Genomic DNA, 13,841 nt, shown 5'->3' with positions numbered 1-13,841 from the left:
CGCGCGACGCGTGTGCTGATGTCGGGGTACCGGGTGCGTGTGTTTAGATCGCAGCCGTCAGTGGCGACAAGCCTCTTTGCGGTAAAATCCAGGTCATCCTAAGGAAAGAGAAGAACATGACAGGTGTTGAGGCTCGGCGCACCGCCATTTGTTACCTATCAGAAATGGCGGCTTTGATTGCAATCTTTATAGCTGTGGATTTTCTAGTCCTGAGGTATGTATTTCCAGGGTTTATTGATCCATTCTGGCCTCAAAATTCGGATTTTTATTCGGCATCAGCAATAAAAAATTCACCATATTCCTTTTGGGGTCTTCTCATGTTTCCTCGCCCCCTAGGGATAGCTTATATGTGGCTGACAGGAAATCTTGGGATCAGAGGGTCGATCGTTGCAAATCTTTTGCTGGTGGCGATAAACTATGCACTGATTGTGATGTCGCTTAGGCGTGCATTCAAGATATCCATTGGAGTGAACGCAATTGCGTGTGCGTTATTGTTTGCGTTCCTGATATCATCGCACCCGTACCAATATCAAATGTCCACCTGGGATTCCTTTTCCCAGCTATCGTTTTTTCTCTTTCTTATTGCTTTTGTTTTCATCTCGAATGGCGCGACACCGTGGCTTGCCGCAATTTTTGTATTGTTAGCGCCGCTTGCAAAGGAAACCTACCTTCTTTCTGCAATATTTTTATGTGCTGTCTGGGCGGTTGAAAATAGATTTCGGATGAAGTCGTTAATTCCAGGTCTAGCGATCGGAGTGGCGGGAGTGGTGGCGCTCGCTTTTGAGCATTTTGTGTCATCCCCATTTACGAATGGCGCGGATCCACAGGGCGCGTACCACGTCGTACTTTCCGTAAGTTCAGTTTCAAAGGAATGGTTTCGCTATCTCTCAGAGGGAGTAAACGCCGCCACGCTTTGCGTGGTATTCCTTTCGATTATTGCTGTAGCTGTTGGAACTGGTTTGTGGAGTAGAGAATTCCTTTGGGCATTTTCGCTTCCGATCGCAGGCGCATTGGCTCTTCTCCCAAATTCTTTGTTGCCAAACCATCATAGCGAGTCCTATACGTGGAACGCTGCGTTTTTGATGTACGCCCCCGTCATAATGTTATGCGTTGCATCACGAAAAATCCGATTCTTCACAGCAATCCCAATTGCAATTGGGATTGTTGCGCTTTATTCTCCGGTTTTGTCTGCGGGGGACTATGCAGGGCAAAATTGGATTATCGCGGACCAACAGCACCAGAAAAAATTCATGAAGAGGTTTGGCGATCTCATCAAGGAAATTCCGTCAGATGATCAAAATATCCTCATCTCAGGCGTGAATTTCCCATCTAATATTTTTGAGAATAAAAACTCGGTTTATTCGTTTGGGGTGCCATCGGGAACACATTTATTTGTAGTCTCGTACGATGCCGAGAAGATTCACCAGACTCAGAATGGCGCGGATAAGCCAGAAGATTTGATTACTTTTATTAGTCCGGAAGATGTTCCGAAAATGGCCTTCAATGAGGCATGGCTAGTTCGAAATGATGGGGACGTAATTATGCGATTGCAGCCTCCATATTCAATTGCGACGCCTATTCCGAATTATTTTGCCTTGGCCGAAATCCTGGCTTTTCCAGGCTTGCTGGACGTCTTTGACGCCTCTAAGTCTGACAATTCGTCAGTCGATGGGTATACATATCTAAAATATGGAACCCTGTTTTTGGACTACAACCGTCCTTCGCTTGCAGAAATCTATCTGCGTCGGGCAGAAGCGTTGTTACCAGAGAACCCATATTCACATTACTTTCTTGGGAAATCACTGGAGCGTCAAGGCGACATAGATCGTGCCCGCGGCGAGTATCTTAAGGCTGTAGAAACACAAGCAGCGTCTCCGAATCCGGCTTTTCAGAAAGCGCTGGATAGAATTAGATAATTCTTTCTAATCGCACGAAATGTCTACGTGGTGGGCGCCGGACTGGCGCCTTGTGCCATTGGTGGACGACTATTAGAAATGCCAACAAACTTGCGCGCAGCGCTATTACGCGGCGCTATCCTGGCCGACATTCAAGGTTCAGGTTCGCTGTTTGCTCGCCCCACAAACACGACCTTCGACATAAGCAAATAGGCGATGACGGCCATAATTGGCGTAAGGATGGCCTGACTGACTATGGGACCAGCAACCCGGGGCGTCAACTGATGAATGAGTCCAAGGTTGAGCAAATAGGTTCCGACGTACGCTGCCACAAACCTTGGTATTCGCTGAGGGGAGAGATCAGCGAAGACAAGTCCGCCAGTAGTCAGAAAGTTAAATGCGACGCCTGCGAGATTGCCGCCTATCAGCGCGAGCCAAGGCGCACTGCCGAACCAAACGAACAATGTGTAGACCGCGAGACCAAAGACCGTATTGAGCGCTCCGACGGCCACAAACCGCGCGATACGCCCTGATGGTCCGGAGAAAAATTTAAGCACGCTGATTTGACGGTTTGAAGCCCAAGGCAACGGTGTTTCCGACATTCATCGGAATCTTAATGCCGGCAATTCCGAGTGTGGCGATGGTCTGTTGAGCGAAGCTCTTGATACCGGAGGGCAAGGGCGCCAAACGCGTCCAGTATCTGAGGGAATATCGATTCACGAACGGTTTCACTTGGACATTTGTGTAGCCGTTTCTGTCGAAGAGCGCCGCGATACTGCGCGCGGAGAAGAGTTGCATATGCTCGATGTCGATAATGGGCGAGCGCCGGCCCATCAATCGATTCACGATGCTGCGGTAGTCGTGCGTGACTGTGACGAATGCTCCTCCCGGTCTGAGCAGTCGCATGACGGACCGGGTGATTTCTGCAGGCTCCCGTACGTGTTCGAGCGTCATGAAGCAACATATCAAGTCAAACGACTCGGGCTCGTAATCACCTTCGACGAAGATCCCTTCGCGAATCCAGTCGTGACGATGTGCGGGGGCCGCAGCAATCGCGGCTGTCGAAGGCTCGATGCCTGCCACAGTTTCGAAACCCAGTTGCTTGAGCTTGTCTAGAAACACGCCCGTGCCGGTGCCGATTTCCAATGCACGACCAAGTTTCAGTTGGCGCAAGGCGGGCCGGATCACGCGCGCATAGGCGGAGGCGGCATCGTCGGCTTCTTCGCTACTGTCATAGTCGGCTGCGTGATAAACCTCTGCGAGAGCTTGTTGCGATGGCGGGCGATCTACGTAGACCAAGTCGCACGAGGAGCATTGCACCATCTGATAGCAAAGGTACTCAGGCTCTTTCCGAGAGGCAAAGCTGAACTCGTTGAGCTTCGACGAATCGATGTGCTCGTCGAAAAATATCTTCGCCCGATCGGGGGAGCTGCCACAAACCGGACAGTTGCGCTGCGCTCGTTCCAGAAGTTGCATTTTTGGTGCTTCGGTAGTAGTTAAAGCGCTCCCGCCCCGGTTCACGAGGGCGGCGGAGCGGGGCGTTTGCAAATTCAGATTTGAGACGGCTTCGCCAGTTGCTCGGTTATCGTGCCGTGTCTGATCAGCGCGGCGCGAATGAGTCTGGGCCGGCCTTTCACTTCGATCATGATCTTCCCGATATATTCACCCACGAGTCCGATTCCAAACAGGTTCATCGATCCAAACATCAGAATCGCGATCAGCATGGTTGTCACGCCTCGCGGGGCGATATCAGGAACGGCGATCCGGAGAACCCCGATGACTACAGCCGCCAGCACGGAGAGGCTGAAAAGCACCAGACCGGCCGTCGTCAGCATGGTCAGCGGCACATTGCTGAACGAAAAAATTCCCTTCTTAGCCCAGTCGATATTCTTGGTAAATGAATTCGTGGTGCGGCCAAACATCCGTTCGGGGCGCTCGTAGGGAACACCCGTTTGACGAAACCCGACGTATGCACGCAGACCGCGCATGAACAGGTCCCGCTCGGGGCAGCTCAACAGCCAATTGACGACTTTGCGATCGATCAGCGAAAAGTCGCCCGCATCCAGCGGGATGTTCACGTAGCTGAACGCGGCAAATACGCGATAAAACGCCTTGTACAGTAATCCCCAATGCCAAGGCATCTCTCGGCGCACTCTATTGCCGTAGATGACGTCATATCCCTTCTCCCACTCGGCGTAGAACGCTTCGATCAACTCCGGCGGGTCCTGAAGGTCGCCGTCGAGCAGCACGACGGAGTCTTTCGTCGACAATTCCATGCCGCTGCGAAAAGCCATCTGCGACCCGAAGTTGCGTGAGTGCGAGATCCCGATGACCTTGGGATCTTTCGACGATATTTCGCGTATGACCTCTGCCGAGTTATCGGGGCTGCAGTCGTTCACGAAGATGATTTCGTAGTCGATGCCAAGCTTGAGAAACGTGTCGGTAAGGCGCCGATACATGATCGGTATCGCCGGTTCGTCCTTGTAGCATGCAATGATCGCCGAGACGCTGCGCTTGCGCTTGTGCGCGGTCTTTTTTGAGCGCTGCGCTAGTTCTTCTTCGCTTAGCGTGCGCACCCAGTTTGCCGTCGAACTCAGTCCTTCAGATAGGGGCATCGTAGCTTCCCAGCCGAGCAGAGCCTTAGCTTTGCCTGGGTCCGCATACCAGTCCGGCATGTCCCAGGCACGGCCTTCCATGGAACCGAAGTCAGGTTGTTCTTTGACGGCGAATAAGTCGCATGTCAGCTCGGCGAGCTCGCGGATGGTCGTTTTCCGTCCCGTACCGATATTGAAGCTTTCCCCATAAAGCGAGGGGTTCATTCTGACTGCGGCGCTGATGAATGCGGTGCACACGTCATCCACGTGGATGAAATCCCGTGACGTATCGGGTGCGACGAAGGGCGGAAGCGTCCCCGAAGTCGCCTTGCGCAGCAGGTTCGGAATGAGACGCGAGCCGTCTTCGAGGGGACCATAAACCGAGTACAGGCGGAGGTTCACGCAAGGGAATCGATGTTCCTTGCCCATGTACTTCAGATATTCGCCAACGGCCACCTTCGAAACGGAGTAATGGCTGTTCGGTTCGCATCTGCCGTCTTCGGCAGGAGCTGCGCTGTTGGTTCCGTATTCGGACGAGCTGCCAGCGTGGACGAACGCGCTAACAGAGCGTCGGGCGAGCAAGCTCGTCAGCGTGACAATCGAATTGAAATTCGTTTGATAGATCAGCCCCGGATCCTGTTCGAACGAGTAGGCCCCGTATGCAACGCAGTCGAATACGGTCTGCGGGGCGATCGTGTCGAGCATATGGGTGACCGCCGCCGGATCGTTGACGTCGACGGTGATCACATGCGTGTCAGGCACGTCGGCGAGTCGCCATGATTTATCGCGGCGAACGACAGCATAGACATCGTTTCTTGCCGCAAAAATCTTGAGGAACAAGTTCGCACCGACAAAACCGGACGCGCCGGTGATGAGAATCGGTCCCCGCAGCGAACTGATGTCCGGAGTCGAGTGGGTCATAGTCGTTATCGTGAATACGGGTCAGGCCAAGCCGAGCGAGCCGAGTAGTGATTTGGGGTCCAGGCCGGAGGCTTCGCGCAGGTAACGTTGCGAGCCGTAGCGAGGGTAATGATGGGCCTTGGCGTGCAGGTGGTGCAGCTTGGCGAATACTCCGTTGGAGAGCAGGTGTAGCGCAAGCTCCGATCCGAAGCTGCCGCGAGCGACATGTTCTTCGACTACGCAAAGCTTGCCGGCCTCTTCGATTTGCTGCATTAACGCCTTTGGCGGAGCGTTGAGAGACAAAGGCAATTCGCCAAGCACCCAAAGATTCGGCCGTATCGCATCAGGAAGGGCAGATATCGCTTCGATATAAGTGCCGGCTAGCGGGCCGACGGCGATGATCGGCATGCCTTTTCCGATGACGAGCTGGCGCCATGGCGCATAGGCGGGAACTTCGTAGCCCTTGGGCGCTTCGCCCCGGCCTAGCCGGATATACGCCGCGAGTGGCGACGCGCCGGCGCGCGCGATTACAGCGGAAACGTCCTCGTCAAAGGCAGGAACGAACGCGCAGATGTTGGGAAGCGTCAGCAGAATTCCATAGTCTTCGATCGCGTGATGGGTGGGCCCCATGACGCCATAGCCGTAGCCACCGCCGTTGCCGATTAGGCGAACGGGAAGCTTATGGAACGTAACGTCGTTGCGGATTTGTTCGAACGGCCGCGCATAGCAAAACGGTGCGATGCTGTAGGCCCAAGTCTCCCACCCCTGGCGAGCCATTGCCGCAGCGACGGAAACCATGTTCTGTTCGGCGACGCCGGCGTTGATGAAACGCGCTCCCATTGCGTCGCGTAGCGGCTCCAGCGCCATAAAGCCAAGGTCCCCGGTAAGGAACGCCATCTTCGGACTATTTGCGCGTTCCACCAGGGAATCACACAGCTGCTTTCTCATGACTGGGTCAACTCCGCAATGGCCTGATTGTATTGAGTCTCGTTGATAGGCAGGTAGTGCCATTCCATGCGGTTCTCCATGAACGACACGCCTTTGCCTTTCGTGGTTTGCAGCACGATGATGTGAGGACGGGCGTGGCGTTTGTCCAATGCCTTCCGGATAGACGGTAGGTCATGGCCTGGAACCACTTCGATCTCGACATCGAAGCCGCGAATCTTTTCCCACAAGGGCGCCATCGATGCCACCGCATCCGTTGCCCCGAAGCCTTGTAGCTGATTGTGATCCACGAGTATGGTGAGGTTCGCCAGTTGCTGGTGACTTGCGAAGATCAGAGCCTCCCACGTCGATCCTTCCTGCCATTCCCCGTCTGACGTCAGGCAAAACACGCGGTTGTTCTTGCCATGCATGCGGTCGGCTAACGCCGTGCCCGCGGCAAGTGAAAGGCCGTGCCCGAGACTGCCGGTTGCGAACATGATTTCGGGGATGCCGGAGGCGGGAGGATGCCCGGCGAGCAGCGTATCGTCCTTGTGAAAGGTGGCAAGTTGACTGTCGTCGAGTTTGCCCGCGCTCCAAAGCGCGGTGTACAGTGCGCCAGCCGAATGCCCTTTTGACAATACAAAATGATCCGACGGACCCATGTATTCATTAAAGAGCAGCGCGAGTGCGTCGATCGACGAAAGGTTACCGCCAACATGGCCGACGCCGCTCTCATAGTGCATGCGAATCAACCGTCGGCGGATTTCCAATAGGCGCGGCTCGTCCAGTTTTTGAAGGGTATTCATTGGAATTCTCAGTTAAGTTACTTGCTTTCGTTCGCCGGGGAAAAAGACACGCCGTGGTTGTAGGTGAACGCGTGGGCCAATGGGTGCTCGCGCCGGAGGGCTGCAAAAGTGTCATCGGTGTCCGCGCAGTACAATTTTCGAGCAGTTCCTTCGTAGAGTTCGAAGAAGCGTCCCTTTATCAAAGCCCAACCGCAAACGTCTTGAGATGCACGCAGGACCAGTTCAGCACCGATAGGGGCGGCGTGAGTATCGACGATGTCTCGTTTTGCAAGGCGCGCAGCAGTTGCGGAGCTTGAAAAGAAAATGTTGGGGATGTATTGGCTAAGCAGTATATCCATCGTCAAGAGCGACGCACATGCGGCGAGACAAACGATGGTGGGCACAAGGCGCCGGCCTTGGGCCAGTCCGATAGACCACGCAAATATCGACAGAAAGATTGCGAGCGGTGCGTAGAGCCAACGCTGCTCGACGTGAATCGTAAGGACCGGCGGCACCAGCAGCAAAATAATGAGCATCAGCGCGAAAGCTGGATACCAACGCTGCCCATTCGGACTCTGTTTTCCGGCCGTAAAGCCGTAAATCGTAGCGACGAGCGCGCAAAAGACGGTGATGCTTGCTAAGGCGCGAGCCAGATCGTCCCCAGGCAGCGGGGAATCGAACACAATAGAATGCCCGGCGAGATAGTCAGGACCGTAGTTGAAACCGAAGACCGACAGCAAAGCCTGCTCGGATTGATCAATAATTCTTGGGACATTGAGGTCGAGATGAGTCGCACCTGTCCCAACGAAGAAGGCGGAATGAAGCAGAACGGTCTTGATGAGGACGTTAAGCAGCGCTATTGCGAAACAGGCGCCGGCAGCCCCATATCGGTCGAAAGCGCCCGAATTTTGACGGCTGCGTGAGAGTGCGAGCGTCAGAGCGAGCAGGGGAGTGATGGAGAGGTATCGCTCGTGCGTCAGGACGCATAGAGCAAACGCAATCACTGCAAGCCATTGCCAGCGCTTTTCCCCAGGCTGGCGGCAGGCCATCACGGCGAAGGCCACGACCAAAAGGAACATGGTGAGGGCAAGCCCCTCGACCGGGCCAGTTGCCACGGTCACCTGATACAAAGCAAAGCGTGAGCACGCGAACGCCAGAGCCAGAGCCAGGCTGGCCAACCTATTGCCTTTCGACAACAGCATTGAGATCGCGAAGAAAATAGTCGCGTTCAGTACGTGCAGGCAGAAATTGAATGCAAGGAAACCGCGGAGATCGAACTGAAACACCTTTGCGAGCGCGAGCCACGTTAGCTCGAAGACCGGTCGATATTTTTCGTAAAACTGAGCCGTGAATGCCTGATGCCACTCGCTGATGAATTCGTGATCTTTCAGCGTTGCCAATATGTTGTAGAGGTCGTCGCCGTAGAATACGGTCGGTTCCCACGGAATGAACCGCCAATAGCTGGCAGCCGCCAGAATCAGAATCACTGCTACGCCAAGAAGCGTCGTGGCACGTATTGCAGGCTGGCGCAGTGCCATAGACGGTATAGCCGGCGATTGTTTCTCTAGCGGATTCTGCATAGGGTCACTAGGCGAATATGAATAAGGCAGCGCGGAAACGAATGAGTTGGGCCATCAAAACGCCGCGCCGGCCCAGCGGCATGACCAACCGCAAGCAGCCCTTTCTGGCCGCCTCAGTCCTCTTCGTCTCAATTGCCGCTCGCAACTTTAGAGCCCGATTGCGCCAGATCGGAAGCGAGGTAGTCGGTGAGCTGCTGCGTCATTTTCAGGCGCCCGACTGCATTCAAATGGCGATTGTCGAAGAAAAATTGCGGTTGCTCGAGATTCAGCAGCAATGGTTCGGGAATGACGCGAACATTGTCAGGACGCCCGTTCTGCTGGAAAAATGCGGCGAGCTCATAGCTGTTGTCATGAATCGCCGCGGGCAGCGGCGTAGATGGCAAGCGGAGCACATACACGCGCGTTTTCGAGCCCGCATAGCGGTCTTCTATACGTGTCAACCAACGGCTGTTCCACTCGTCCGCATCGAAACGCAGATTCGTATACGGACGCTTGAAATCGGCGTCGATCTCTTGGCGTTGCGTATCGTTCAGCCACGTCGGATAGGTGATCGCACCGGTTGCCGGATCGATCGCCAGGCCCGTCATTGATCCGGTGTGGCCTGTGTATCCGTCGCCAAAATGGATGCCAACCTTTTGCTTCCAGTGGTAGTTACTTTTGCGCGCGAGCGGACCAGACAGCAGATTGCTGAAGTCGGCCTGGTAGCTCAAGGGATCGAATACCCACTGCGCCAAGACATCGAAGCGCGAACGCCAATCGCGTTGAGTCATGGCGAAATCGACGTACGAAGGCGCGCTGACTAGCGGGACCAGAAACGCGGCATGATAGACTTGGTCCATGCGCGCGACGACGGGCGGCGCGGCACGAAATGTCGGTAGCGTCAGCACGATCGCGCGGTAGCGGTCGCAATGCGGATCGACGGCTTGCAGAAAGTAGTACCAGTCACGCAGATCCGAGCCCGGCACGGCTGCATTGATCAGATCCAGGTGCTGGCTTTTGGCTATCTGGTTGCCGACGTCCGCACTGAATCCCTCGGAAGCGCGTGAATCTCCCGTGATCAGCACGTCCGTCTCGGGTCCCGGCGGCCGCTTCTTGAGCGCGTTGAGGACGGCCAGGCTGAAGCCCTGCATGGACTCCGTCGTCGTAATCGAGGCGTACCACCCGCTGCGGAACACAAGCAGGTCGAACACGATTGCCGCAACAAGGGCGATTAGGATTTTACGCGTTGCACTCATAGCTTAAAACTTCGCGTACATGAACTGCCCGCCCGTCGGGCTTGCGGCAAGAACAACGACAAGAGCCAGTACGCCAAAAACTGTCCAGCGAATCGCTTCGCTTTTGGCGATGGAAGACGTCAGCCCGTTGAATAGCTTGTTTAGCACGCCAGTCCCCAAACCCAGCGAAATCAGGGCAGCGGCAATCCCCGTTTTCCAAATCGCCGGGTCAATGAGCGCGAATGTCTGCAAGACGGGCCCATGGAAACTGAAGACGGTACGCAAGTTATTCCAGGCGAAACCCAGGTCCGGCGCGCGGAAAAATACCTGACCCAGCACCACCAAATGGAAGGTGACAATGGGCGCGATGATACGGTGCGCTGATTTGAACGTCGGGTTGCGTTTATTCACCGCGTCGATCTTGGGTGCAATGATCGTTGACGCGACCAGCAGAAGACCGTGATAAACGCCGAATACGAAATACGTCGGCCTGAATCCATGCCACAGACCGATCAAGATCATATTGATCAGCAGGCTCAACTGCAGTCCGCGCGCGCCCAGCCCGCGAAGCGCCATCCGCAGCGGCAGAAACAGATAGTCGCCGAGCCAGGTAGTCAGGCTCATGTGCCAGCGGCGCCAGAAGTCGGGGATGGAAGACGCGGAAAACGGTGCGTTGAAGTTGGGCGGCCCCATAACGCCAAAGAGGGCGCCAAGGCCCAGCGCAATATGAGTCAGTCCTGAGAAGTCGGCGAAGAGCTGCAGCGTATAGCCGTAGTCGGCAAGCAACGCTGAGAAGCTTGTTGGGCCGGCTTGGTTGTCGAGCGCCGAAACGAATGGCCCGATACGGTCGGCCAGCACCGCTTTTTCAAAAGCGCCCAGCAGCAGCAGGGGAATCGCGCGCGTGAGCGTTTCGGCACTCGGTTTCAGGCTGCCTTTCTGCTCGAGCTGCGCGAAAAAATCGTCAGGGCGCTGGATCGGGCCGCTGAGCATCTGCGGAAAGAAGCTCACATACAGCGCAACTTTGACGATGTCGTCCTGTGGTTTGACGTTTTCCCAATGGACTTCGAGCAAGTAGCTAATTGCTTTGAACGTGTAATACGAGACGCCGATCGGGATCAGCCAGCGAAGCGTAAAGCCGTCCGCGCCGGCAGGGATGACCTCGACGGTCTTAAAGAAAATCAAACTGACGAGCAACAATCCGATCGAGCCTAGCAACGCGTACTTGCGGCGCTGCGGATCCGACGAAGTTCCGATCCAACGCCCGCCGACATAGGTCACCGCAATGGCGGCCAGCATGATGAACAGGCACGGTATGCTCCACGTGGCATAGAACAGTAAAGAACCGGCCAGTACGACGTAGGGGCGCGCGCGCTGTGTGCTGATGCACGTCACCAGCAGCAGCACAATCAGCGCGCTGAAAAAGGAACTCTGAAGGTAAGACATGAACGTGTCGCCGGTCAGGTCGTGACTTTGTTCTCGATTAGCCCGACGAGCGCTCCGACGTTCGGCAGGCGCTGGACTTCGCGAATGTTGAAGCGAATGCGGAAGTGCGATTCGATGGACGAGATCAGGTCGATATGCGTCAGCGAATCCCAACCTTCGACGTCTTGCGCCGTGGTTGCCTCGGTCAGTTTGATGCCGGGGCGGCCGAGGACATCACTGAAAATCGATTCGAGAGCGGTATAGATATCGGTGCTGGACATATTGGTGGAACTCTTAAGTAACGGTCAATTCGAGAGACAAACTCAAGCCTGTGCCGCGGTAATGAAATGGGGCCGTTTCGTATAGTCGGCGACGTCGATCACCCATTCTGTCGTATTGGTATCCGGCACCGGGCGAGGCGTAAAGCCGAATTGCTCGTAAAAGCGCTCGACCATGGCATTCTTGCTCGACGGGATATATTCGCCGACGATCGTGCGGATACCCCGGCTGCTGCAAACCTCGACGATATGGTTCATCGCGAAGTCTTCCACTCCGCGGCGCAACACGCGGCAGCTCATCAGATACAGATCGACGCGCGCGACTTCGCCCTCGAATTTCAGGGCGATAACGGAAATCAGCCCGTGCGAACCGACGTTGTCAGCCAGCGTGACGGTGAACGGGTAGCAATTCGCCTCGTCTTCCATGAGCGCGGCGCACTCGCTTTCGCCATAGCGGCGCGTCGTGAGATTGAACTGATTGCTGCGTTGAATCAGTTGAGCGATACGGGGCAGATTGAACGGCGTGAAGCGCGAAATCGTTCCCGTCATTTCGAGCGAGCGCAAATACTCTTCGTAGCTCCCGAAGGCGCTCTGCATTTCCTGGCGCTTCGCTTCCTGCCGGTAGAGGTCCGCCCGCTCGGCGTCCTCGCGCGAATGCGTGGTCGTCTCGAACAGGTTCAGTTCCGCGATGGTCGCGAGATACTTGCCCGGGTCCTCGGGCAGTTCCGGGACGATGACCTGCGGAATCAGGCCGCGCACGAGATTGCGCTCGAACGGGTTGTCGTCGAGGAACACCATCGAATCGAAGCCGATATTGAGCGTGTCGCGGATAGCGTGCAGATTGCTCGCCTTGTCGTTCCAGTTCGCTCGGAAAACGGCGATGTCGTCTTCTTTGAGCACCATGTCCGGATGCTCGCGGAACGGCAGAATGGCGTTCGCGTGTTCGTTTTTGCTGTTGACCGCAAGGATGATGCCGCGCTTCTTGAGGTTCAACAGATGATGCTGAAGGTCGCAGTACGCCTGGCCCTCGCCGAGGTCTCCCAGCGCAATGCCGTCGAGTCCGTCGTCGCCGATCACGCCGCCCCATAGCGTGTTGTCCAAATCAAGGACAACACATTTCACGATGCTGCCCATCGAGGCCGCGATGATATCGACGATGTTTTTCGCGAGACGGGGCAGGTAGTCGAGCGCGCACGGAATCTTTGCCATCAGCCAGAGCTTTTCGTCGCGCCAGCGCATACGGCCGACTTCGCCCGCAAGGTATTCGACGTCGTTGACGAACACGTCCTTGCGTTCGCGCGCCGCCTCGGCGACATGCCGGTTCACCGACGACACGGCATAGCCGAGCGAGCCTGTCATCAGGCTTTCATAGTTGCCGAACTCGCGTTCCGCCGGCATGACCATCGTCGACTGAATGATCTTGCAAGCGTGCTTATTGGCGATTGCGTCCCAGATGCTGACGATTCTCGATGCCTCGTTGGACCAGCCGCGTTCGGGCTGGTCGGGACCGAGTCGGCGCTTTGCCTTTTCGGTCATGTTGAGGATCGAGACGAAATCGGGCGCAAATTTGTACAGGCCGGATTCCGGATCGGAGACTTCCGCGCCAATGCCTTCGTACGGCGCCTCGTAAACGCTCAAATTGAACCCGCGGTCAGCCGCCAGAACCCGCAATAAGGGAACAATATGTTGAGTCGCGCAATCGGCGAGCAGTGCGAGCCTTACCGGTTTGAGTCGCTCGTCGGCGGTGAAGGTCTGTGCGCGACGACGCAGCGTAGCGTAGTCAAGCGCATCCATGGACATCTGCTGATTGGGCTGGGTAGACATGTGTCGTAGGCGAGGAGACTAGCGCGGGCGGTGTTGCTCTCGAATGGGCTGGGCCTGAATATGCCGACCGCACTACGTACGAAAAAACAGCGAACTATACCATGGGAGTACGTCGATTTTGAGACAGGTCCGGCTAGGCTGTCCGCAGCACCTGCAATAAGCGATGTCGAAAGCCTTTTTTTATCGGGCTGGGGCGCCGGGCGGCATTTTTGAACAGGTGGTAATGCACAATCACCAAACGCATTCGATTCAATTCTCTTGGGGCATGAAGTTACTTGTTCGCCAGGTCTCCGCGCGTTTGGGCGGCGTGGAGGTGGCGTATCGCAACTCGGGCTATTACGCACAGAATATGCGCCAACCTCGCGGATTCTGTCGGCAGTTGGATGAATACATTCGGTCCGGAAGCGTCCGTAATTCGGCCGTCA

11 protein-coding genes are annotated in these 13,841 nt (G+C 55.7%); 1 reads left to right on the top strand and 10 read right to left on the bottom strand.

Features of this window, described 5'->3' with window-relative positions; genetic code table 11:
- Positions 1-116 precede the first annotated feature (116 nt).
- Positions 117-1,916 carry a tetratricopeptide repeat protein gene (locus tag FAZ95_RS17345; protein WP_137333576.1) on the top strand — a complete coding sequence of 600 codons (1,800 nt, stop codon included), beginning with the start codon at positions 117-119 and terminating at the stop codon, positions 1,914-1,916.
- Between the two features lie 131 nt (positions 1,917-2,047).
- Here FAZ95_RS17345 and FAZ95_RS40700 read toward each other — a convergent pair whose 3' ends face one another.
- The 10 genes from FAZ95_RS40700 to FAZ95_RS17295 form a co-directional block, all read right to left on the bottom strand.
- Entirely contained in the window at positions 2,048-2,497 is a 450-nt protein-coding gene (locus FAZ95_RS40700; protein ID WP_137333575.1) for a GtrA family protein, read from the bottom strand.
- Positions 2,445-3,371, bottom strand: coding sequence for a class I SAM-dependent methyltransferase (locus tag FAZ95_RS17335; protein WP_137333574.1), 927 nt, complete (start codon positions 3,369-3,371; stop codon positions 2,445-2,447). The genes FAZ95_RS40700 and FAZ95_RS17335 overlap by 53 nt, the downstream gene beginning before the upstream one ends.
- Positions 3,372-3,445: 74 nt before the next feature.
- On the bottom strand, positions 3,446-5,410 hold the full coding sequence (locus FAZ95_RS17330) for an NAD-dependent epimerase/dehydratase family protein (RefSeq protein WP_137333573.1): 1,965 nt from the start codon (positions 5,408-5,410) through the stop codon (positions 3,446-3,448).
- 21 nt (positions 5,411-5,431) lie between these two features.
- Entirely contained in the window at positions 5,432-6,337 is a 906-nt protein-coding gene (locus FAZ95_RS17325; RefSeq protein ID WP_137333572.1) for a transketolase family protein, read from the bottom strand.
- A complete protein-coding gene (locus FAZ95_RS17320; RefSeq protein ID WP_137333571.1) occupies positions 6,334-7,119 on the bottom strand; it encodes a transketolase in 786 nt (261 codons plus the stop codon). Before FAZ95_RS17320 ends, FAZ95_RS17325 begins: the two co-directional genes overlap by 4 nt.
- 17 nt (positions 7,120-7,136) lie before the next feature.
- Positions 7,137-8,585, bottom strand: coding sequence for a hypothetical protein (locus FAZ95_RS17315; RefSeq protein WP_137333570.1), 1,449 nt, complete (start codon positions 8,583-8,585; stop codon positions 7,137-7,139).
- 221 nt (positions 8,586-8,806) lie between these two features.
- Positions 8,807-9,913 (bottom strand): hypothetical protein, encoded by a 1,107-nt coding sequence (locus tag FAZ95_RS17310; protein ID WP_137333569.1) that lies wholly within the window; start codon positions 9,911-9,913, stop codon positions 8,807-8,809.
- A gap of 3 nt (positions 9,914-9,916) precedes the next feature.
- Positions 9,917-11,335 (bottom strand): MBOAT family O-acyltransferase, encoded by a 1,419-nt coding sequence (locus FAZ95_RS17305; RefSeq protein WP_137333568.1) that lies wholly within the window; start codon positions 11,333-11,335, stop codon positions 9,917-9,919.
- Between the two features lie 14 nt (positions 11,336-11,349).
- The gene (locus FAZ95_RS17300) at positions 11,350-11,595 is read right to left on the bottom strand and encodes an acyl carrier protein (RefSeq protein WP_137333567.1); all 246 of its coding nucleotides are present in this window, start codon (positions 11,593-11,595) and stop codon (positions 11,350-11,352) included.
- A 42-nt stretch (positions 11,596-11,637) separates the two neighbouring features.
- On the bottom strand, positions 11,638-13,386 hold the full coding sequence (locus tag FAZ95_RS17295) for an HAD-IIIC family phosphatase (RefSeq protein WP_175425633.1): 1,749 nt from the start codon (positions 13,384-13,386) through the stop codon (positions 11,638-11,640).
- Positions 13,387-13,841: the final 455 nt, after the last annotated feature.

Origin of the sequence: Trinickia violacea (assembly GCF_005280735.1) — a bacterium.
In the GTDB taxonomy this organism is placed as follows: Bacteria; Pseudomonadota; Gammaproteobacteria; order Burkholderiales; family Burkholderiaceae; genus Trinickia_A; species Trinickia_A violacea.
The sequence above is the reverse complement of the archived record's forward strand: the minus strand, read 5'-3'. Positions and strand labels throughout refer to the sequence as shown.